Source organism: Paenibacillus sp. sgz302191, assembly GCF_057749925.1.
On sequence record NZ_JBYLHY010000055.1, the window covers coordinates 1 to 21,811 of the forward strand.

Sequence of the window (21,811 nt, forward strand, 5' to 3'; positions counted from 1 at the left end):
GTTGAGGATTAGGCTCGTTCGTGTAAAGCATAGACACACCGCGCTTTCCATGGAATACTCACAAGAATATTATACCATATTAACGCGGTGAATTGGTGAATTCATGAGACTTTCTCAACAGCCTGACAATTGCAGGAATTTGTCGTGGCCGGCGTATCCATCGAGCAAAAACTGCACTTTTGCAGGTTTTCTTCGCGCAACCAGGCAGATGGTGCGACCGGCTCTGGCGGGCGGGTTTCGGCCGCATGCCGTGGTGCCGTTGGCCTAGCTCCATGCTTTGTCATGCCATGCCCTGCCATGCCTTACCATGGCTTCCCGCGCATGCATTGCCGTCCCCCCGCACCCTCGCGCCATGCCCACCCCCGGGCCGGCTCCGCGCCAAAAAGGGCCCTCCCCAGTCATCTCGCATGACTTCGGAAAGCCCTTTCGGGGAATTGTACGGGTTTCCCCGACATTTACACGGGTTTCCCCGGGATTTACTCGGGTTTCCCCCGACATTTACGCCGGTTTCCCCGACATTTACACGGGTTTCCCCGACATTTACACGGGTTTCCCCGACATTTACACGGGTTTCCCCGGCATTTACTCAGGTTCCCCCGGCATTTACGCCGGTTTCCCCGGCATTTCGAACGTGTCGACGACCGGTTCCGGCGTCGCTGCCGGCTCGGCCGCTTCCTGCGGCTGCCCGTTCGGATCGAACTGGTTCTCGCTTTTCGCGATCACGATTGTCGCTACGCTGTTGCCGATGATGTTCGTAATTGCCCGCGCTTCCGACATGAACCGGTCAACCCCGATCAGCAGCGCCATGCCTTCGACCGGAATGACGTTGTTCGGAATCGCCGCGAGCGTCGCCGCCAAAGTAACGAAGCCCGAGCCTGTCACGCCTGCGGCGCCTTTGGAAGTCAGCATCAGCACTCCGAGGAAGGTCAGCACTTGGATCCAGTCCAGATGCACGCCGTACGCCTGGGCGATGAACAGCCCCGCCATGGACAAGTAGATGGATGTGCCGTCCAGATTGAATGAGTAGCCCGTAGGAACGACGAGGCCGACGACCGGCTTCGATGCGCCGAACCGCTCCAGCTTCTCCATCACCCGCGGCAGCGCGGATTCCGAGGAGGAAGTGCCCAGAACGAGCAGCAGTTCTTCCTTAATAAAGGCGAGCAGCTTGAGAATGCTGAAGCCGTAAATTTTGCAGATCGTGCCCAGTACGACAAAAATGAAAATCGCCATCGTGACGTACACGGAACCCATCATTTTGCCGAGCGAGAACAAAGAGTGTACGCCGAATTTGCCGATCGTGTAGGACATGGCCCCGAAAGCCGCGACCGGTGAAAATTTCATGATGATCGCCACAATGCGGAAGAATATTTCATTCGTTCTTTCCAAAAAGACCGTTACCGGCTTCGCTCGCTCGCCAAGACCGGCCATCGCCAAACCGAACAGGACCGAAAAGAATAAAACCGGCAGCATATCGCCTTTCGAAAAAGCCGCCATCACGTTATCGGGAACGATACCCGTTATGAAGCCCAGGAAGCCGTGGCTGCTCTCAGCCGCTTGTTTCGTATAGCTCGCCACATCCCCGGCTTTCACCGCGCTCGTATTCATGCCCGCTCCGGGATGAAAAACGTACATGACCGCGATGCCGATCGCCATCGCAAACGTCGTAATGACTTCAAAATAAAGCATCGCTTTGCCGCCGATCCGGCCGATTTTTTTCAAATCGCCCATGCCCGAGAAGCCGATGACAATCGTAAAGAATACGATCGGAGCGATCACCATTTTGATCATTTTCACGAAAATATCGGATAATATCTTCAAATTATCGGCCTGCTGCGGAAAAATTTGCCCAACCGCAATCCCCAGAACGATAGCGACCAACACCTGCACAGTCAAATTTTTGCCAAGTTTCATTGGAAGTACCTCCTTGGATCAAGATTTTGCTTGCACTTTTTCCCGGCGTCTTCTGGCAACACCATCCTCGTAGGCCGCTTGAATGACCGCTTCTCTAACTTGCTCAGCAACAGAATGGTTGAAAACGCTCGGAATGATATAGTATTCGTTCAATTCGTCTTCCTGGACAACCGAAGCGATCGCTTTGGCTGCGGCGAGCTTCATGTTTTCCGTCACCCGGGAAGCTCTGCAGTCGAGCAGTCCGCGGAACAGGCCCGGAAAGCACAGCACATTGTTGATCTGGTTCGGGTAATCCGAACGCCCGGTCGCCATCACCCGCACATAAGGCTCCGCCTCTTCGGGAAGAATTTCCGGAACCGGGTTGGCCATCGCAAAGACGATCGGATCTTTCGCCATTTTGGCGACGTCCTCTTTTTTGAGCACGCCCGGGCCGGATACGCCGATGAAAATGTCGGCTCCCGCGATAACCTCGGACAGCGATCCCCGAATTTGCTCCGGATTCGTATGTTCCGCGTACCATTTCCAGAACGGATTGTCATAGTTGCCGTCTTGTGTAATCGCTCCCGGCCGGTCAACGCCGATGATGTTCTTCACGCCCGCGGCCATCAGCATTTTGGTGCAGGCCGTCCCGGCCGCGCCGATGCCGCACAGCACGACTTTGCAATCCTCCAGCTTCTTGTTCACGATTTTGACGGCATTGAACAGTCCAGCCAAAAGCACCACTGCCGTCCCATGTTGGTCGTCGTGAAATACCGGAATATCCAGCTCCTCGATGAGCCGCTGTTCGATCTCAAAGCACCGGGGCGCCGAAATATCCTCCAGATTGATGCCGCCAAATGTTGGGGACAGCGCTTTCACGATGCTTACAATTTCATCCGTATCCTGTGTATCCAGACAAATGGGAAAAGCGTCCACTCCGGCCAGCTGCTTGAACAGCATCGCCTTGCCCTCCATGACCGGCATCGCCGCTTCCGGTCCGATATTGCCGAGACCGAGCACCGCCGTTCCATCCGAGACGACCGCGACCGTATTGCGCTTGATGGTCAACGTATGGGCCAGCGACGGCTTCTCGTGAATCGCCATGCAAACTTTGGCGACGCCGGGCGTATACACCCTGGAAAGATCGTCCCGGTTTTTGATCGGATATTTCGGGCTCGTTTCGATCTTGCCGCCCAAATGCAGCAAAAACGTCTGATCGGATATGTGCACGACCTTCACTCCGGCCAGTGTGCGAATCGCCGCGGCGATAAGCTCGGTATGCTTGTTGTCGTACACGTTGATCGTGATGTCGCGAATGGTAATATTGCTCTCCGTTCTGACTACGTCGATGGCGATAATGTCCCCGCCTGCATCGCTTATGGCTGTAGCGATGCTGCCGAACGATGCCGCGCTCTTATCAAGCTCAAGACGCAAAATGATGCTTGTATTTACTCCTGACGGAATTGACATGAAATTCACCTCAAAGCGATATTTGAACAACTCGAAATAAGTTACAGTTTTCATGATATCGCTTTCAAATCAAGGCGTGAAGAATTTGACCATATTGGTATTTATGGTCTTTTTGGTCACTGTTTTTTTAAACTTTTGAACCCTTCCGCCCGTCCTTTCTATTATAATTAAAGATACATAGCGAAAGGAGCTGCATAACTTGAAAACATTAAATATGTTGAAACAGCAACCGCATACTCGCAAAAAGAGCCCGGCATGGATGAAACTCCCTTTGGCAGCCGCCTTTATCATAGGGGCCGCCGGAGCCGGTCTGCCCTATTTCAACGGTACCGCACTGGCCGCAGACTATTCTTCGGACGTAGAGCTCAAATCTGCCACGCTGAATATTCAAATCGGGGATCAAAAAATAGTCGTTCCGGGAGCGGTCAATGAGGAGGGAGACACTTATGTCGCCCTTGCTTTTTTGGGCAAACAGCTCGGTCTTGCCGCCACCTGGGATGACGCAACGAAAAAGGTTACGGTTACAGGCACGAACAAGACCATGAAACTGAGCAATCAAAACACGGAGTACGAAATGAACGGGCATCGCTTTTACGACACGCTGCCGCCTGTTATTGTGCAGGGGACTACTTATGTGCCCTTGCGGTTTTTGCTTGAACAGATGGGCTACAAAATCGGATACGATAGCGCGAACCGCCTGATTTCGATTCAGCCGATCAAGGAAAATTCGCTCAAGCTGACCAACCTGTCGGCCGACCACACGCAAAGCGGACAAACCGTTACGATTCAATACCCGCAGATCGAAGGTTTGGCGAATAGCGCAGTCAGCGCAAAAATCAACGCCTTCATGAAGGCGGAAGCGGCGAAATACGAAGCGTCCGCGCAGGAACTGCTGAAGCAGATGAAAGCGGATCTGGGCAAAGACGATCCCGATATGCATTTCGTTTTTGACGTAAATTATCGGGTGACATACAATCAGCAAAATCAGCTGAGCATGTATTTTGAAGTGTATCAATACACAGGCGGCGCCCATGGCATGTCCGATTGGAACGCACATACGTTCGATTTGACGACCGGGGATGGAATTTCGCTCAAGCAAGCGGCCCAAAACGACGCCAACTACAAACAAATCATCAACGACGAAATCAAGAAGCAGATCAAAGAGCGGGGATACGAGCTTCTGGAGCCGTTCGAGACGATCCGCGACGATCAAGGCTTTTATTTGCAGGACGATTCGGTCGTCGTCTATTTTTCCTTGTACGAATACACGCCATATGTACTGGGCATGCCTGAATTCCAGATTCCGGTATCCCGTTTCAAAAGCAAATAAGCTGCTGCAAGCACGGGAGTCAGCCGACCCATATGTACCGGTTAACCGGACGCCCGATGCCGCCGTATTCCAGGTCCAGCTTGACCTGCTTGTTTTTCTCCAAATATTCCAAATACCTGCGCGCTGTCACCCTTGCCAAACCGATGCCTTCGGCGACTTCCTCGGCGGACAGCGGCTTCTGCTGCTGCATAAGAAACATCATCACCTGCTTCATCGTCAGCTCCTGCAACCCTTTGGGCAGGTCCAAACTCGCTTCAGGCAAAGGTCCGGCGGTCTCAAGCCGGGCCTGTTTGCCGCGGAGCAATTGATCCAGATCGGCCTGCGACAAGGTCGTCTCCTTGTTCAGCCCGCTTTTCATCATGCGGTAATTTTCCAAAGCTTCCCGAACCCGTTCGAACTTGAAAGGCTTCATAATATAATCGATCGCCCCTTGACGGAGCATCCGCTGAATCGTCGGAATATCGTTGGCCGCGGTAATGACGACGACATCCACGCCGAGCTGTTCATGGCGGATTTGCTGCAGCGTTTCGATCCCGTTCTGATCGGGCATGTATATATCCAAAATGACGAGATCCGGCTGCAGCGCGCGGACTTTGTCCATTCCTTCCCGGCCTCCTGACGCCGTTCCCGCGATCTCGAATCCGGCAACCCGCTCGACGAACTGTTTGTTCACCTCCAGCACCATCGGATCGTCTTCAATCAGTACGACTCTGAACATCCGTCTCGCCCTCCTTCCTCCTGTCCATCATTGGAAATGTCAGTATAAAGCTCGTTCCTTGCCCGACCGTCGATTCAACTTCCATGTGCGCACCGCTTTTATCCGCGATATTTCGGATCAAATGCAGACCGATGCCCCGGCCCTCCGCGGCTTTGGTCGAGAACCCACGTTCGAATATACGCCGCTTCGTCTCTTCGCTTATCCCGCTCCCGTTGTCCTCGACCAAAATAGACAGCAGCTCGTCATCCTGCTCGATGCTGATAAAAATCTCCTTGCCGCCCTCTTTATGCTTCAGCGCATCGAAGGCGTTCTCGATCAAATTACCCAGAACGACGACCACATCGTGCTGGTCCAAATATTCCGGGAATCGCTGCAGTCTGCTTTCCCGGTCCAGGCGAACCTCGATGCCCAGCTCCTTGCCGCGGCTGATCTTGCCGATCAGCAGCCCGGCCACATGCTCGCTCGCGATTTTGCTGGACACAAAGCTGCTCAGCTCGGACTGCTCCTCCATCGTCTGAAACAAATAATCAAGCGCCTTTTGCTTGTTGTCGAGCTGAATCAGCCCGCCGATCGTATGGAGCTTGTTCATATATTCATGATTTTGCACGCGCAGCGCATCGACAAACGCCTTGACACCGGTCAGTTCCTCGGCGATCTTCGTCACTTCCGTGCGGTCCTGAAAAATCGCCACGGCGCCGACCGTCTGCCCGCCGACTTTGATCGGGACGCGATTGCTCAAAATGAGTGCAGGTCCTATATGCAGCTCCTGATTATAAACGGCATGATTCAGCTGCAAAATTTCCGGCAGCCGCGTATCGGGCAGCACCTCGCGGATGGGGCGGCCGAGCACGTCCCCTTCGATGTGCAGCATGCGCTTGGCTTTGTCGTTAAACACCGTTACGTGTTCGCGGCTGTCGATGGCAATTACGCCTTCATGCATGGCGTTGAAGGTGGCCGTTCGTTCTACGAGCAGTTGGGCGATTTCCTTGGGTTCGAGCCTAAACATCTGCTCCTTGATATGCCTCGACAGCATCCACGAGCCCCACACGCCGAACAGCATGGACAGCATGACCGTCACATAGATTTGCCCCCGCATGTCGGAAATGACTCCGGCCAAACCGGGCACCAGCTGCCCGGCGAGCACGACGCCGACTTGTTCATGCTGCTCGTTCATGACCGGCACGAACGCTCTGAGCGCCGTCCCCTGCTCGCCGGTCGCCTTGGACAAATACGTATGCTCGGCAAAAGCCGAATGCTCGTCCGCCCCTTCCGACCGCTGCCCGATCCGCGACGCCGACGGGTGCGACCAGCGAATGCCGTCCATGTCCATAACGACGATATAATCAACGTCGTTAATGATCCGAATGCGCTCGGCGATCGGATTGATGTCCTGCCGGCTGCCCTGCGGCGACAGCCCGCTAATAATGGAGGGCAGCTGCGCTACCGTCCGCGCAGTGACGAGCAGCCGCTGTCCGAGCTCCTGCTCCTGCACATGCACGACCCGGCCGATCAATATGATGCCGCCGATGCAGATCGCAAACAGCACGATGCCGCAGGACAAAATGGCTATTTTCCAATTCATGCGAAGCCCCTTGATCTTCAACGCCGCACCCCCTATATTTCTGTGAAAAAACCGCGCGCAGTTCCCAGCGCGCGGAGTTGCGCTGCATGGCGGCGGTCGGTCGATGACAGGCGCCGCACGTTGGTCACCGGCTATACTGTCAATCACAGCGCCGCACGCTGCTCACCGCTTAGGGCTATCCTTAAAACCTGCGATAGTGCAGGTTTTTTCGATGGAAACCGGACGGGCGCAGCCGCTCTTCCCCAATCCATGCCTCTCCAGGGTAATCAGATTGTAAAGCTCTTTCAGATCGTTCTGGACCGGAGTGGCGGTACGGATTGCGGCGCTAAAGCGGGGGACTCCTTTCCTGCCACCTGTTGTGGCGCTGAAGTGAGGACCCGAGGCGGCTTGCCGGAGAAAACCTGCGAAAGTGCAGGTTTTTTCCCTAAAAATGGTTCATTTTAGCGAAAAGCCTGCAATAGTGCAGGAATTTTCGTTCGAAATGAATCTAAACCCCTGTTCGCGGCGAAAAGCCTGCACATTTGCAGGAATTTTTCGCTGCCAGCACATCAACGGTAAAATAACTGTACTTTTGCAGGTTTTCTTCGCGCAACCAGGCGAGAAAGCTCTAGCGTGCGGGTTTCCGGGCAGCCGAACGTATAATTGTACACGGATCACAGAGCAAAAAGCTGCACAATATACGAAAATAGAACCCAGTCAGTAAACCTGACTATTTTCATTCTGTAGGTGACCGCCCGCGACGTCATGGTGTTTTTGCAGGCTTTCCACTCGATGCCAGAGGTGCGCCGGCTCCAGATCCGGCCCCGGGAGTCTTTCCTATGCCCTAACGCCTGCTGCAGCGCCAACTCCGGTGCTGACTCCGACTGGCTGGTCTCGCGCAATTTTCATATTTCTTACATTATCATACAATATGATACACTGTTTTTATACTATGGAGGAGGTTGGGGAGGTAAGCATGAGAGCGTTTGCGGGAATCGCTTTGTTCGTTTTGATCGGCCTCCTGACGGCGGTCGGCATCGGATTTTCCTCGCAGTTTAACAGCGGCCCCCGGGTCTATGACGATGAGCAGATCGGCCTCCGGCAGCAGACTACGATCAAATTCAGCTTTGTCGTCGCGGAAAATACGCCCAAAGGCTTGGCTGCGCAAAAGTTCGCCCAACTGGTCAAGGACAAAACGAACGACAACATCAAGGTCGAGCTGTTTCCGAACGGGCAGCTTTATAATGAACCGGACGAAGTCGAGGCGCTGCAGCGCGGCAGCATACAGATGATCGCCCCCAGCTTCTCTAACATTTCCCAGGTCGTGCCCGAATGGATGATCATGGACCTTCCGTTCGTTTTTCAAAACGATGCGGCTGTCGAAGAGGCGTTTCGCGGCAAAATCGGGAACATCCTGCTGCGCGAGCTGGAGCCGAAGGGCATGGTCGGCCTGGGCTTTTGGGCGAACGGGTTTCAGCAAATGACCTCGAACCGCGGCATGCTCGTCCACCCGGAAGATTTTCGCGATTTGAAGTTTCGCATACTGCCGAGCAAAGTTATTGAAGCCCAGTTCCGTCTGCTGAAAGCCAAAACGCTCCCGATCCCGTTCAACCAATCGTACCGCAGCATGGAATCGGGCGAGGTGGACGCCGGCGAGAACACCATTTCCAACATCTATTCGAAAAAGCTCTACCAGGTGCAAAAATATATGACCCTGAGCAATCACGCCTACTTGGGCTACGGGGTGCTGGTGAACAAATCGTTCTGGGAAAAGCTGCCCGCCGATCAAAGAGCGGTGATTGCCGCGGCGATGCAGGAAACGACGGCCTGGGCGAATGCCAATGCGGTTTCCCTCAACAGCCTCCAACTGGAGGAACTGAAAAAGGTCGATCAATTGAACATCCACGTTCTGACGGAAGCGGAAAGGAACGAATGGATGCAGACGCTCGAACCGGTCTATCGAGAGACGGAAAGCTACGTCAGCAAAGAGCTGATGGGTGCCGTGTACGAGCTTCGGCGCCGCTATTCCGGCGGGCATGAACAATAAAAGCCGACTCCCCCGCGCTCAGCGGGAAATCGGCTTTTTCTATACGTTCTGCGGCACGGCACGTTCAACGACAGCTTTACGCTGTGCCGAACGTTACGCCCAGTTCCTTCAACATCCGCCGGTAAGCGATGCTCATCCGGTCTGACTTCAAATGCAGCTCCGCCTGCAGATCAAGGGGCAGCAGCTCAGGCTTCTGGTTTTCCACCATTTCCCGGTCCTGCTCGATAAGAACGTCCTGAAAGCGGATGAACACTTCGTCCGGCTCCTCCAGGGCGTAATTGCGCTGCTTGATCATAAAAGCTTTGCTCCGCTGCGCGGTTTCCGGAAGCACCATCAGGAACAGCCGGAAAATGTGGTCAGTATCGTCGCTCCGCTTCGTAAAAGCGACGCACAGCGGCGAGAACACCTCGTACACGTAGCGGCTGTGCACCCCACGTCCCGTGCCGTCAGGATCCGGCTGATACACGACGATTTCATCGGAGCGAAGCACGCCGTCCTCCTCATACACCCGATAGTCCGCAATTTCCGCGAACTGGCTGTCGCCGAGCAGCCCCTCATGCACGAACATGAGATGGGACACATCGAGAAAATTTTCAACGAGCCGCGGACCTGCGGCCTGCAAAGCGTACGGGCCCATGAACACTTCCTTGAAGCCCGCTTCCTTGTGCTTGCCGATTACCGGTTCGGGCAGGGCCGGGGTGCCGAGACACGTCCAGATGAGGCCGTGCGCTTCGACGCATGCGTAAGTTACCGCTCTTGCTTTTGACGGAATCGATTGACCCGCAGGCAGCGCCGGAATCCGCGTGCAGGCGCCGCAGCCGTCGTAGGACCAGCCGTGATAAGCGCATACCAGCTCATCGCCGGCGACTTTGCCGAGCGACAGCGGCACGCCGCGGTGGATGCACAAGTCTTTGAACGCATGCACCCCTTGCGGCGTGCGGAACACAACGACTTGCTCGCCCAGCACCTGCACGGCAACCGGGCGCTCCGTCAAGGCCGACGACAACAGCACCGGATGCCACTCCGCAAGCAAAACCGAATCTTGGATCGTCATCGCCCGCACTCTCCTTCGCTCTTATTTCGGAATGGTTCCTTTAATTCCCTTCACGAACCAGTTCGTACTCAAAATCTCTTCATCCGTCATTTTCTTCCCTTGCTCAAAGCGCACTTTGCCGTCTTGGTCGGTAATCGGCCCCTGGAATACTTCAAAAGTGCCGTTCAAAATCTCTTGCCTTTTCTTCTCGACAAGATCCTTGACGTCCTGCGGCACGTTTTTGCCGAAAGGCGCCGTCGTCGTGATGCCGTCTTTCATGCTGCCCAAATATGCCTCCGATTTCCAGGTGCCGTCGATCACCGATTTCACGGTTTGCGTATAGTACGGTCCCCAGTTCCATTTGGGATTGGAAATGTAAGTTTCAGGCGCGTATTTGCCCATGTCGGAGTCGTTGCCGATGCCCCATACTCCGCGTTCCGCAGCGGCCTGGATGCTGGCCGGTGAATCCTGGTAAGCCGCCAGCACATCGACGCCTTTATCCAGCAAGCTGATCGCCGCCTGCTTCTCCGTAGCCGGATCGAACCAGCTGTTGCTCCAAACGACGGAGACGTCAATGTCCGGATTCGTGCTTTGCGCGCCGAGAGTAAATGCATTGATCGTGTAAATGACTTCCGGGATCGGATAAGCGCCCACGTAGCCGAGGTGCTTGTTCTTCGTCAGTTTTCCCGCCGCCATGCCGACCAGGTAGGCGCTTTGATACTCGCGGCCCATGTAAGTTCCCATGTTCGGCAATGTTTTATAGCCGGTTGCGTGCAGGAACTTCACATTGGGGTATTTTTTCGCCACGTTGTACATCGGGTCCATGTAGCCGAAGCTGGTTCCGAAAATGACGTCGTTTTTTTGCGCCAGCTCCTCGAACACCCGTTCGGAGTCGGCGCCTTCCGGCACGTTTTCAACCGTCGTCGACTTGATGCCCAGCTCCTTCTCCATCATGAGCCTACCCTGATCGTGCTCATACGTCCAACCGCCGTCGCCAGGAACGCCGATGTAAACGAATGCGACCCGCGGAAGCTTTTTCTCCGCCGCAGGCGTTACTGCTGCCGCCGAAGCGGACGGCGCTGCCGAGGGCTCCGCCGTACCGGCGGGCTTCGCCGATTCTTGCGAACAAGCCGTCACGATCATAAGCATGAGTGCGGTTAACGATAGCATCATTTTTTTCATATTATTTTCTCTCCTCCCCATTCATCGGCAATGCACATTGTGCTCAAATCCGCTTCTCCCGCTCGTACGGGATGCCTAATGACGCCGGACCGGCCGGCGGCTCGCCGCGATTTCGCCAGCCCTCGAACATAAGCACGGCAATCGTGATCATATAAGGCAACATTTTCAGAAAATGAGGCGAAATCGCATGCTCCAGCAGTTGGACCCGAAAGCCCAGCGCATCCAGCCCGCCGAAAAAATAAGCGCAAAACAATGCGCGGAGCGGATTCCACCTGGCAAAAATGATAAGCGCCACCGCGATCCAGCCCCGCCCCGCCGTCATGCCTTCGATCCAGCTCGGCGTATACGCGAGAATGAAGTACGCGCCGCCCATGCCCATCAGCACCGAGCCGGCGATCACGCCGGCATACCGCCCGCCCAGGACGGATATACCCATCGCATCCGCGGTTCCCGGGCTTTCGCCGATCGCGCTGAGCTTCAGGCCCCACGAAGTTTTGTACATACAAACATACAGCAGAGCGGTGAGCGCAAAGCTGCACCAGACGAGCAAATCGAGATGCGCGAACACCGGACCTATGAGCGGAATCCCGTCAAGCCACGGCACATTCACTTTGGGCACGGCTCCCGCAATCGGATGGGCGGCAATCGGCTTGCCGACATAAGCGCTGAGCCCCGTTCCGAAAAGCGTCATCGCCAAACCGCTGATGACCTGATTCACCCCCAGCGTCACCGTCAAAAAAGCATGAACCGCACCCAGCGCGCCGGTTACGGCAAGAGCGCCAAGCACCGCAAGCGGCAGGCTCCCCGTTTTCAAATAAATCGAACACGCGGTAACCGCGCCTACAAGCATCAACCCTTCCACGCCCAAATGGATGACGCCGGATTTCTCGGACAAAATCCCGCCCAGCACAGCAAACAATATCGGCGTACCGGCCGTGATGGCGGCAATCAACAAACTTGTGTAAAAATCCATGCCACTCGCCTCCTGCCCGCTAGCTTTCCGCCTTTCGCCCGACCCCGACCAGCCGGTACCTGCTAAGCTGCTCCCCGCCAATGACGAAAAACAAGATAGCTCCCTGCAGCATCAGCGACATCGAAGGCGGCAGTCCGATCGATTGAACGCTGTAGCCGCCGACGATCAGCCCCCCGAACAGAACGGAAGACAACACGATCCCGAACGGGTTCAGTTTGGCCAGACAGGCGACGATGATGGCGGTGTATCCGTAGCCGGGAGAAATCCCGTACATCAACCGATGCGCGACGCCCGACACTTCGCACATGCCCGCTAGCCCCGCTACCCCGCCGCTGATCAGCATCACCAGCAAAATGTGCTTCTTGATCCCTATGCCCGCATACTTAGCCGCGTCGGGATTGGCTCCAAGCAGCTTCCACTCATACCCCCAGCGGGTGCGGTAAACGATGAAAGCCAGCAGCAGCACCGCAAGCAAACCGTAAATCAAACCCAGATGAACCCTCGTGCCGGCAAAAGTAAGCAGCTGTTCGCCCGGCGTAAACATCGGCGTCCCCGGGAAATTGAAGCCCTTCGGATCTTTCCACGGGCCAAACACAAAATAATCGAGCAGCGCAAGCGCAATATAATTCAGCATGAGCGACGAAATCAGCTCGTTGACTTGAAAGTACACTTTCGGGATCGCCGTAAGCAGTCCCCACAAAGCGCCGGCAGCCGTGCCCGCTATGAGCATAACCGGAATCGCCACGGCACCCGGCAAACCGGGCACGTAGACCGTGACCGCCGTTGCCGCAACAGCGCCAACGATGAACTGCCCTTCGGCGCCGATGTTCCACACGTTGATGCGGTAGGCGACCGCGACGCCGATGCCGCAGAGCAGCAGCGGGATCGCTTTGACCAGCGTTTCGCTCCAGCCGTAGCGGGAGCCGAAGGCGCCCTGCAGCATTTTGCCGTAGACGAGCAGCGGGTTGATGCCATTCAAAGCGATGAACAAGGCGCAGAACAGCAGCGCCAAAATAACCGATACGAGTGGGACCCACCAGGGGCTGCGCCCGGAGGAATGCCGCACCAGGCGGAACGGCAGCCGTCCCTTCCACGAACGCGGTTCGCCGCCGGCAACCGCCGGCAGCGCGGTCAGCAGCTTTTCCTTCATACCGCTTCCTCCTCCTCCTCTGCAGGCTTGATCCCGGCCATCAACAAACCGATGCGCTCCCGGTCCGCCTCTTCCGCCCGGAAGCCGCCGATCAATTCGCCGCTGTAAATGACCAGAATGCGGTCGGCAATTTGCAGCAATTCGTCCAAATCCTCCGAGATGAGCAGCACGCCGCTCCCCCGGCTGCGCAAATCCAGCAGCATCCGGTGCACCGCCCCGGCTGCGCCGATGTCCAGCCCCTGCGTCGGGTGCATCGCTACAAGAAGCGCGGGATTTTGCGAAATCTCCCTGGCAAAAACAAGCTTTTGCTGGTTGCCTCCCGACAGCTGCTGCACGGGCGCATGCACGCCGGGCGTTTTCACATCGAACTGTCCGATCAGCTGCGACGCCCACGCCTGATTGCTTTGCGCGAGCATCATGCCCAGACGGCTGCGCCCCGAGGAGCGGTACGATTTGAACAGCAGATTGTCCATGCTTCCCAAGCTTCCCGCCAGCCCCGTCTTCATGCGGTTCTCCGGCACATGCGCGACGCCCATGTCGATCCGCTGCCGCACCGATTTATGCTGCACCTGCTCCCCGCGCAGAACAATCGTTCCGCTGACCTGCGGTCTCAGACCTGTCAGCACTTCGGCCAATTCCTTTTGCCCGTTGCCCGCGACGCCGGCGATTCCGACGATTTCCCCTTGACGGACTTCGAGGTCGACCGACTTAAGCGCAGCGTGCCCATGATCGCCTTTGGCGGTCAAACCGCGCACCGTCAGCAGCGTTTCGCCCGGAATTGCGCGCTCTGCCGGGGATTGAGACGGGGACTGAATAAGCGTCCCCTTATCGATCATAAGCCCCGCAAGCTCGGCGGCGCCGGTCTCGCTTTTCAGCATCGTCCGGATCATCCTTCCTTTGCGCATCACCGAAATACGGTCGGCGGAGGCCATAACTTCTTTCAATTTATGTGTGGAAACGACGACCGTCTTCCCCTGCCGCTTCATCTCTTCGAGCGTTGCGTACAGCGCCTCGGCTTCCGCAGGCGTCAATACCGCCGTCGGCTCATCGAGCAAAATAATCCGGGCTCCGCGATACAGCGTTTTGAGAATTTCCACCCGCTGCTGTTCGCCGACGGACATTTGCCAGACAGGCCGGTCCAAAATCACTTCCAGACCGTACTGCTCCGCCGTCTGCCGGATATCCTCTCGCTTTCGCCGCAGCCATGCTTTCCCGTGCCAGAAAGCGCCTTTTTCCGCGAGAGCTACATTTTCCAGCGCCGTCATCGTCTGCACAAGGCGAAACTGCTGGTACACGATGGCGATCCCGTGCGCCATAGACATTTTCGGCGATCCGAGCCTCGCCGGCGTTCCGTTCAGCCGGATCTCCCCGGCGTCGGCTCTATACAACCCGGAAAGAATACTCATGACCGTGCTCTTTCCGGCCCCGTTCTCGCCCAACAGCGCGTGGATTTCCCCGCTTTTTGCGGCAAAATCGACATGATCGTTGGCCAGCACGGTACCGAACCGTTTGACGATCTGCTTCATCTCCACCGTATAGGCGACTTCCATCCCCATCCCCCCAGCTGCCCAGCGATCAGTGAAATAATTAAGATTCACTATAAAGAAATGCGAATTGCGCGTCAATTAACATGACATTATTTTGGTGAAAAACACAAGAGAACGACTGTTTTTTATAAAATAAACATAAGATGGTCGATTATCTGACATATAAAAAGCAAGTTATAAGAAAGTCTACACTTTGCTGAAGTAGGGAGGGATAGCCGATCTTCTCTCCTGCACAGGTTGCGGTGCTGAAAGCCGTTCTTCTCTCCCGCACAGGTTGAGTTGCTGAAAGCCGTTCTTCTCTCCCGTACAGGTTGAGTTGCTGAAAGCCGTTCTTCTCTCCCGCATAGGTTGCGGTGCTGAAAGCCGTTCTTCTCTCCCGCACAGGTTGCGGTGCTGAAAGCCGTTCTTCTCTCCCGCATAGGTTGCGGTGCTGAAAGCCGTTCTTCTCTCCCGCACAGGTTGAGTTGCTGAAGTGGGGGGACAAGGCGGCTTGGTAGGGAAAAAGCCTGCAAAAGTACAGGCTTTTTCCGTAAAAATGGTTCGTTTTGGAGAAAAGCCTGCAATTGTGCAGGAATTTTCGCTGAAAGTGAATCTAAGCCCATGTTCGAGGCGAAAAGCCTGCACAATTGCAGGAATATGTCCTGGGCCAGCGTAGCGCCCGAGCAAAAACTGCACTTTTGCAGGTTTTCTTCGCTCAAACAGGCAGATTGTACGGCCGGCTCCAGCGTATGGGTTTCTCTCAAGCCTGAAATGTACACCTTCCCCCCTTTGATGCGCTTGTTTTTGGAGCACTCCTGCAAATGTCAGGCTTCTTGGCCAAATTGTACCTCTAGCCAAACATCCGCAGGCAATTTCTGCACGATCGCAGGTTTTTCCGCCAAACGGGCAGGTTCCGTCGAAAAACCCTTCATTTCGGGCGATTTGGACGATTTGGACGATTTTGGCACTTTGGCGTTTTTGGCACTTTGGCGTTTTTGGCACTTTGGCACTTTGGCACTTTGGCACTTTGGCACTTTGGCACTTTGGCACTTTGGCGCTTTTGGAACTTTTGTCATTTTTGGCACTTTGGCACTTTGGCACATTTGCAAGGTTGACACGCTGCTAGGCCGCTTGCCGGCGGTTATCGCCGCCTAGCGGGTCCGCCGAACCGCCCTGCCACTTTAGCGCTGTAATGCGCCCTCATACTCCAGTCAAAAAAACTCCTCCTGAAGCGCAAAAAAATACATTTATCCCCAACATTACCAACTTATCCACAGAAGCCGAAACTCACAATGTCCTAGCCAGACAATAAAAAACAGTGCACCGTCGCAACCAATGCACTGTTCCAATATGTCAGTTTCCATCATCCCTATAACGTCCGGATTACCATCCGATGGCTGTGCCGTCTCCGCGCGGATCGGCTGCGCCGCTCATCATCCCATCGGGATCGATGACGATGCCCTGCGCCTGGCCCATAATGCCGTCCCACTCGCCCACTGTCTCTACGCTGTGGCCCCATTCTCTCAGCTTGGCGTATTCATCCGCATCCAGACGATGCTCCAGCTTCAGCGCGTCTCCGTCTTCGCCCCACGTGCGCCCGTACACCCAGCGCGGCAGCGAGATCGCCTCCTGAATCGTCAGCCCGTAGTCGAGCACCCCTGTCAGGATCGACAGCTGCGTTTGCGGCTGCCCTTCCCCGCCTTGTGTGCCAAGCAGCATGCAGGGCTTCCCGCCGCGCGCCACCATCCCCGGCATGAGCGTATGGAACGAGCGCTTTCCCGGCTCCAGCACATTCGCGCAGGCCGTATCCAGCGAGAAGAACGAACCGCGATTTTGCAAAATCACTCCGGTATCCCCCGCCGCATACGCGGAGCCGAAATCAAAATACAAGCTTTGGATAAACGATACCGCATTGCCTTCCTCGTCGACGACGGCCGCATAAGCCGTATCCTGCCCGATCGCCGGGGACAAATAAGGCTGCGCATACACCGGGGCGGACTCGATTTCGCTCCAGAGCCGCTTGGCGTACTCTTTGGAAATCAGCCGGTCCAGAGGAATGTCCCGAAAATCGGGGTCCGTCAAAAAGCGGTCCCGGTCGCGGAACGCCTTTTTGATCACCTCGGTCATCAAATGATAAAACTGCGCCGAAGACCGCGGAATTTGGCCAACCTCCACATGCTCCAGCATATTCATCATCATCAAAGCGGTAAAGCCCTGCGAGTTGGGCGGCATCTGATAAATGTCATACCCGCGGTAGGACGCCGAAATCGGTTCGACCCAGGCCCCGGAATGACGCTCGAAATCCTCCCCGCGAAGCAAGCCCCCGTCCCGCTCGACAGCCGCCGTCAAAGCCCGCATCACAGACCCTTTATAAAAAGCGTCCCTGCCCTCCCGCTGCACTGTCCGCAGCGTATTTGCGAGCTGCTTTTGCAAGAGCCGGTCTCCTTCCTGCAGCAGCTTGCCACCAGACATATACACAGCGCTCAAAGCCTCGGAGGCGCGAATAAGCGGTTCATTTTTCCGCATCCAATACGCCAGGTTTCTGGAAATCGGAAAACCTTGCTCCGCATAGCGAACCGCCGGCTCCAAAAGCTGCTCCCACGCCAGCCTGCCGTAGCTTTTCCACACCTGCCACCAGGTATCGACCATCCCGGGCACTGTAATGGCGCTCAAAATCCCTCTTTGCGGAATCGTGTACAGCCCTTTCGCCTTATAAAAATCAGGCGTCGCGAGCGCCGCCGACCGGCCGCTGCCGTTAAAAGCTACATACTTCCGCGAAGCCGGATGGTAGATGAGAAAAAAAGCATCCCCGCCAAGCCCGGTCATATGGGGATACACGACGGCGAGCGCGGCGCTGACCGCCACCGCAGCATCAAAAGCGTTGCCGCCTTGCTGCAAAACCATGCTGCCGACGCTGCTCGCCAAATAATGCGGCGTCGCAATCATCGCACGTTCGGAACGAGGCATAATGTTCAGCAATGAGCTTCCTCCTCCCGGGCATAAAAGGTTAACGCTGCCTGAACGGCTTTGCCTGCCGGAACATCCGCTCCGTGCCAGAGCAGCACGGCTTCGAGCGCGCCTAGAACGTGCAGCACATTTTTTTGATTGCAGCTGAAACCCATCGTGCCGATCCGCCATATTTGCCCTTTCAAAGGGCCGAATGAACTGGCAATCTCGATACCGAAGTTGCCCAAAAGCATGGACCGCACCGATTCCCCCATCACATTCGCGGGAATGCGGATACAGGTGACGACCGGGAGCTTGCAGGCCAGATCGCCGTACAGCGTCAGCCCCATCGCACGCAATCCCGCGACGAGCGCCGCTTCATGCCGCTTGTGCCTGGCGAAGCGCCGCTGCAAGCCTTCCTGCAGCACGAGCCGCAGCCCCTCGCGCAGCGCGTACAGCATGGACGTCGCTTCCGTATGGTGATTGAGCCGCGCCGGGCTCCAATAATCCTGCAGCATCCCCAGATCAAAATAGTTGCTTGGGACCGTCTGCCCCTCGCGCGGATCCGCGGCTTTGTCGCGCAGCCCTCTTTCGATCGACTTGCGGCGAAGCACCTTCGCTTCCACACGCTCGTTGTACGTAATCGGCGCCATTCCCGCCGGCACGGACAAACATTTTTGCGTGCCGCCGATCACCGCGTCAAGCTGCCACGCATCGGTCTCGACCGGCACGCCGCCGATCGTGGCGACTGCGTCGACGACGAGCAGCGCGCCGGTTTCGCGGCATACCGCTCCGATGCCCTCCAGGGGCTGGATGCAGCCCGTCGACGTCTCGCCGTGAACGATGGCGACGATCTGCGGCCGCTCCCGGCGAATTGCCGCGGCGATTTCCTCCGGCTCGAAGACGCCGCCCCATTCGCGTTCGATGATGACGACTTCGGCGCCGCACCGCTCGGCGATTTCGACGAGCAGATTGCCGAAGCGCCCGTATATCGGCACGAGCACTTTGTCCCCCGGCTCGATGATACTCACGAGAACGGCCTCTATGCCCGACCGGGAAGTGCCGTCCACCGGGTAACACCAGCGGTTTTCGGTTTGAAACAGCTCCCGCAGCATCTCCATCGTCTCATTCATTAATTCCGTAAATTCCGGATCGAACTGCCCCAATATCGGAAAAGACATGGCACGCAGCACACGCGGATCGACCTCAACAGGGCCCGGCGTCATGATCGTTCGCAAAGAAGGCGCCAAATCTTTATATGCTTTCATCCGCTTTTCCTCCATAGCCGTATTCATATAGTAAATGGACCAGCGTCTGGAATCCCGCTTCCAGATCTTCAGGAGCTGTGTACTCCTGCGGATTGTGGCTGATTCCCGAACGGCTGGGCACAAAAATCATCGCCGCCTTGCAGCATTCCGCGAACAGCTGCGCATCGTGGCCCGCGCCGCTCGCGATCCGCATATGGGCCAGCTCGTAGGACTCGCATATGCGCTCGATATCGCGCATAATCCCTTCGTCCATGCCTACCGGCGGGACATGAAGCCGCTCCTGAACGGCGAGGCGGAGCCCTCGGCTTGCCGCAATTTGCTTCATTTTGCCAAGAAGTTCCGCGGTAAAAGCGTTCATTTTCGCTTCGTCCGTATGCCGGATGTCGAGCGTCATATCCACTTCCCCCGGCACTACGTTGGGAGTCCCCGGCTTCACCTCGAATCGCCCCACGGTCGCCACGAGCGGCTCCCCTTCCTGCAGCGCCATGCTTTCGACCAGCACGGCCATTTCCGCGGCGCCGGCCAGCGCATCGTACCGCCATTTCATCGGCGTCGTCCCCGCATGATTGGCCGTGCCTTCCAGCCGGACCGTAAAACGCTTCTGGCCGACGATCGCCGTGACGACGCCGATCTGCTTATCCAGCCGCTCAAGGACGGCGCCCTGCTCGATATGAAGCTCGATATAAGCTTCGAGGTCGTCCCGCCGGCAGTCGGCCAACGAAGCCGCGCCGAACCCGACAGCTTCCATCGCTTCTTTTAACGTGACGCCGTCAACGTCCGTTTTGCCTTCGGCGTCGGCGAGGGACATCACTCCCGTCACATTGCCGGAGCCCCAGTAGGCCAGCGGAAATCTGCTGCCTTCCTCCTCGCTGAGCGATACGACCTCCAGCGTCCTTTTCGGCATGCCGTACGCCGCTTTCAAAAAGGCCAGCGCCAGCAGCCCTGCAGCTACGCCGTAGGCGCCGTCATATTTTCCGGCGTTTTTGACCGTATCGATATGCGAGCCCGTCAAAACCGGCTTCAATTTGCCGTTCGTGCCCTGCAGCTTGCCGTAAAGGTTGCCGACGGGGTCGAACTGCGCCTCCAGGCCGAAATGCTGCATTTTCGCGGCCAAAGCTTGCTGCGCCTGCAGCCATGGCCTGGTGTACAGCAGCCGGGTAACGCCTCCTTCCGGGTCGGCGCCGTAACCGGCGAGCCACTCCAATACCGAAGTCAGCCGCTCGGAATAAAGGGATAAAAGATGAAACGAATCGGGCGCCATTTTAGCCATTGCCGCCACCTCCCTCCGCATCCTTGTGGCGAAGCCACGTCCCGGCTCCCTTGTCCTTGTCCTTGTCCTTGGCTTTGTCCTCGTCCTTGCCCTTGCCCTTGGCCGCAATCCCTTGCCCCAGCTCGTATACGAACCGCCCGTGGGACAACGTTGCTTGCACCCTGCAGCCGAAAGTCCGGCCGACATACGGGCTGTGCTTGTGCCGCTGCAGCAAATCGTCCTGCCGGAGCGTATAGCCGTGCCGCAGATCGACAACGGCCAAATCCGCGTCCGCACCGATAGCGATTTCACCTTTGCGCGGATGCAGGCCGAAGCGCTGCGCCGGATGCAGCGAGAGCATTCGCGACAGCTCCGGCAGCGGCACCCCTCTGCGCAGATGCCCTTCGTCCAGCATTAGCTCCATGGAACTCTGCGCGCCGGCTATGCCGCCCCACGCTTCGAACATATCGCCTTGTTTCATGTCCGTCGGACACGGCGAGTGATCGGAAGCGATGATGTCGATCCGTCCCTCCGACACCGCCGACCACAGGCGCTCCTGTTCTTCCAGGCTGCGCAGCGGCGGCGCGCATTTGGCGACAGGACCGAGCCTCTCCAGATCGGCGGAGCTGAGCGCGAGATAGTGCGGGCACGTTTCCACCGTCACATTAATGCCTCTCGCTTTCGCCCGATCGATCGCCTCCACCGCTTCGCTGCTGCTGATGTGCACAAAATGCAGCGCACACCCCGTCTGCTCCGCGAAAAACAACGCCCGGTTCACCGCCTCAAGCTCGGCCAGCACCGGTCGGGAATTGACGTAGTCCGCCGCGCCGCGCTTGCCGGCCGCTTGAAACTCACGGGCGAGCCTGCCTACGATCGGCTCGCTTTCGGCATGCAAAGCCAGCACCTTCCCAAGGCTGGCTATCTCTTTCATCCCTTCGAACAGCGTCCAGTCGTCGACTTCCGCAAAAATATCTTCCCCTTCTCCGCCGGGACAGGACATGAACGCTTTAAATCCGGCGACGCCGGCATCCGCCAGCGCCTGCAGCTCGCCGACGTTGCCGGGCACCAATCCGCCCCATAGCGCAAAATCCACGCAGGATTCCTCGCCCGCCGCATCCAGCTTCTGTTGAAGCGCTTCAATGCGCACCGTCGGAGGAACGCCGTTCAACGGCATATCTACGTAGGACGTGCAGCCCCCCGCAGCAAGCGCGGCCGAACCGGAGGCGAAGCCTTCCCAGTGGCCCAGCCCGGGCTCGTTCAAATGCACATGCGCGTCGACCATTCCTGCCAGGACATGCAGTCCTGCGGCATCATAAGTGCTTGCAGCACTCGCCGTTTCGCCAAGATGCCCGGCCAGAGCGGCGATTTTTCCGCCGCGTATGCCGATATCCGTTTGGTAAACTTTATCTTTGAACACAACGCTTCCGCCTCTGATAATCAGGTCAAAATGTTCCAAGAGCTTCTCCTC

The 21,811-nt window shown here is 56.8% G+C and carries 16 protein-coding genes; 3 read left to right on the plus strand and 13 right to left on the minus strand.

Annotation, left to right across the window (positions count from 1 at the left end):
• Positions 1-603: 603 nt before the first annotated feature.
• On the minus strand, positions 604-1,911 hold the full coding sequence (locus AC3G2T_RS37480) for a dicarboxylate/amino acid:cation symporter (protein WP_474684617.1): 1,308 nt from the start codon (positions 1,909-1,911) through the stop codon (positions 604-606).
• Between the two features lie 18 nt (positions 1,912-1,929).
• On the minus strand, positions 1,930-3,360 hold the full coding sequence (locus tag AC3G2T_RS37485; protein ID WP_474684618.1) for an NAD-dependent malic enzyme: 1,431 nt from the start codon (positions 3,358-3,360) through the stop codon (positions 1,930-1,932).
• Positions 3,361-3,559: 199 nt separating this feature from the next.
• Between AC3G2T_RS37485 and AC3G2T_RS37490 the strand changes: the two genes are divergently transcribed.
• On the plus strand, positions 3,560-4,690 hold the full coding sequence (locus tag AC3G2T_RS37490; protein WP_488438634.1) for a stalk domain-containing protein: 1,131 nt from the start codon (positions 3,560-3,562) through the stop codon (positions 4,688-4,690).
• Between the two features lie 19 nt (positions 4,691-4,709).
• Here the strand turns inward: AC3G2T_RS37490 and AC3G2T_RS37495 are convergent, their stop codons facing one another.
• Entirely contained in the window at positions 4,710-5,408 is a 699-nt protein-coding gene (locus AC3G2T_RS37495; protein ID WP_488438635.1) for a response regulator, read from the minus strand.
• Positions 5,386-7,005, minus strand: a complete 1,620-nt coding sequence (locus AC3G2T_RS37500; protein ID WP_488438646.1) for an ATP-binding protein — start codon at positions 7,003-7,005, stop codon at positions 5,386-5,388. Before AC3G2T_RS37500 ends, AC3G2T_RS37495 begins: the two co-directional genes overlap by 23 nt.
• 940 nt (positions 7,006-7,945) lie before the next feature.
• Between AC3G2T_RS37500 and AC3G2T_RS37505 the strand changes: the two genes are divergently transcribed.
• Positions 7,946-9,016, plus strand: a complete 1,071-nt coding sequence (locus AC3G2T_RS37505; RefSeq protein WP_488438636.1) for a DctP family TRAP transporter solute-binding subunit — start codon at positions 7,946-7,948, stop codon at positions 9,014-9,016.
• Positions 9,017-9,092: 76 nt separating this feature from the next.
• Here the strand turns inward: AC3G2T_RS37505 and AC3G2T_RS37510 are convergent, their stop codons facing one another.
• Genes AC3G2T_RS37510 through AC3G2T_RS37530 form a run of 5 tightly spaced genes read right to left on the minus strand, consistent with a single transcriptional unit; the run spans position 9,093 to position 14,904 of the window.
• Positions 9,093-10,070, minus strand: a complete 978-nt coding sequence (locus AC3G2T_RS37510; protein ID WP_488438637.1) for an aromatic ring-hydroxylating dioxygenase subunit alpha — start codon at positions 10,068-10,070, stop codon at positions 9,093-9,095.
• Between the two features lie 21 nt (positions 10,071-10,091).
• Positions 10,092-11,231 carry a BMP family ABC transporter substrate-binding protein gene (locus AC3G2T_RS37515; RefSeq protein ID WP_488438638.1) on the minus strand — a complete coding sequence of 380 codons (1,140 nt, stop codon included), beginning with the start codon at positions 11,229-11,231 and terminating at the stop codon, positions 10,092-10,094.
• Between the two features lie 43 nt (positions 11,232-11,274).
• On the minus strand, positions 11,275-12,204 hold the full coding sequence (locus tag AC3G2T_RS37520) for an ABC transporter permease (protein WP_488438639.1): 930 nt from the start codon (positions 12,202-12,204) through the stop codon (positions 11,275-11,277).
• 19 nt (positions 12,205-12,223) lie between these two features.
• Positions 12,224-13,354: an ABC transporter permease gene (locus AC3G2T_RS37525; RefSeq protein WP_474684625.1), complete on the minus strand. Its 1,131-nt coding sequence runs from the start codon at positions 13,352-13,354 to the stop codon at positions 12,224-12,226.
• The gene (locus tag AC3G2T_RS37530; RefSeq protein WP_488438640.1) at positions 13,351-14,904 is read right to left on the minus strand and encodes an ABC transporter ATP-binding protein; all 1,554 of its coding nucleotides are present in this window, start codon (positions 14,902-14,904) and stop codon (positions 13,351-13,353) included. The genes AC3G2T_RS37525 and AC3G2T_RS37530 overlap by 4 nt, the downstream gene beginning before the upstream one ends.
• A gap of 597 nt (positions 14,905-15,501) precedes the next feature.
• On the opposite strand from AC3G2T_RS37530, the gene AC3G2T_RS37535 reads away from it, so the two are divergent.
• A complete protein-coding gene (locus tag AC3G2T_RS37535; protein ID WP_488438641.1) occupies positions 15,502-16,035 on the plus strand; it encodes a hypothetical protein in 534 nt (177 codons plus the stop codon).
• Between the two features lie 228 nt (positions 16,036-16,263).
• Here AC3G2T_RS37535 and ggt read toward each other — a convergent pair whose 3' ends face one another.
• The 4 genes from ggt to AC3G2T_RS37555 are packed head-to-tail and all read right to left on the minus strand — an operon-like array spanning position 16,264 to position 21,799.
• On the minus strand, positions 16,264-17,847 hold the full coding sequence (ggt, locus tag AC3G2T_RS37540; RefSeq protein ID WP_488438647.1) for a gamma-glutamyltransferase: 1,584 nt from the start codon (positions 17,845-17,847) through the stop codon (positions 16,264-16,266).
• Positions 17,848-17,852: 5 nt separating this feature from the next.
• A complete protein-coding gene (locus tag AC3G2T_RS37545) occupies positions 17,853-19,094 on the minus strand; it encodes a pyridoxal-phosphate-dependent aminotransferase family protein (protein WP_488438642.1) in 1,242 nt (413 codons plus the stop codon).
• Positions 19,081-20,364 (minus strand): hydantoinase/carbamoylase family amidase, encoded by a 1,284-nt coding sequence (locus AC3G2T_RS37550; RefSeq protein WP_488438643.1) that lies wholly within the window; start codon positions 20,362-20,364, stop codon positions 19,081-19,083. The genes AC3G2T_RS37545 and AC3G2T_RS37550 overlap by 14 nt, the downstream gene beginning before the upstream one ends.
• Entirely contained in the window at positions 20,357-21,799 is a 1,443-nt protein-coding gene (locus AC3G2T_RS37555; RefSeq protein ID WP_488438644.1) for an allantoinase, read from the minus strand. The genes AC3G2T_RS37550 and AC3G2T_RS37555 overlap by 8 nt, the downstream gene beginning before the upstream one ends.
• Between the last annotated feature and the right edge of the window lie 12 nt (positions 21,800-21,811).

Coding starts and splice junctions, on each gene's coding strand:
- AC3G2T_RS37480 (WP_474684617.1), bottom strand. CDS start 1,911: ATGAAACTTGGCAAAAATTTGACTGTGCAGGTGTTGGTCGCTATCGTT.
- AC3G2T_RS37535 (WP_488438641.1), top strand. CDS start 15,502: ATGTTCGAGGCGAAAAGCCTGCACAATTGCAGGAATATGTCCTGGGCC.
- AC3G2T_RS37525 (WP_474684625.1), bottom strand. CDS start 13,354: ATGAAGGAAAAGCTGCTGACCGCGCTGCCGGCGGTTGCCGGCGGCGAA.
- AC3G2T_RS37485 (WP_474684618.1), bottom strand. CDS start 3,360: ATGTCAATTCCGTCAGGAGTAAATACAAGCATCATTTTGCGTCTTGAG.
- AC3G2T_RS37495 (WP_488438635.1), bottom strand. CDS start 5,408: ATGTTCAGAGTCGTACTGATTGAAGACGATCCGATGGTGCTGGAGGTG.
- AC3G2T_RS37545 (WP_488438642.1), bottom strand. CDS start 19,094: ATGAAAGCATATAAAGATTTGGCGCCTTCTTTGCGAACGATCATGACG.
- AC3G2T_RS37510 (WP_488438637.1), bottom strand. CDS start 10,070: ATGACGATCCAAGATTCGGTTTTGCTTGCGGAGTGGCATCCGGTGCTG.
- AC3G2T_RS37550 (WP_488438643.1), bottom strand. CDS start 20,364: ATGGCTAAAATGGCGCCCGATTCGTTTCATCTTTTATCCCTTTATTCC.
- AC3G2T_RS37520 (WP_488438639.1), bottom strand. CDS start 12,204: ATGGATTTTTACACAAGTTTGTTGATTGCCGCCATCACGGCCGGTACG.
- AC3G2T_RS37505 (WP_488438636.1), top strand. CDS start 7,946: ATGAGAGCGTTTGCGGGAATCGCTTTGTTCGTTTTGATCGGCCTCCTG.
- ggt (WP_488438647.1), bottom strand. CDS start 17,847: ATGCCTCGTTCCGAACGTGCGATGATTGCGACGCCGCATTATTTGGCG.
- AC3G2T_RS37530 (WP_488438640.1), bottom strand. CDS start 14,904: ATGGAAGTCGCCTATACGGTGGAGATGAAGCAGATCGTCAAACGGTTC.
- AC3G2T_RS37515 (WP_488438638.1), bottom strand. CDS start 11,231: ATGAAAAAAATGATGCTATCGTTAACCGCACTCATGCTTATGATCGTG.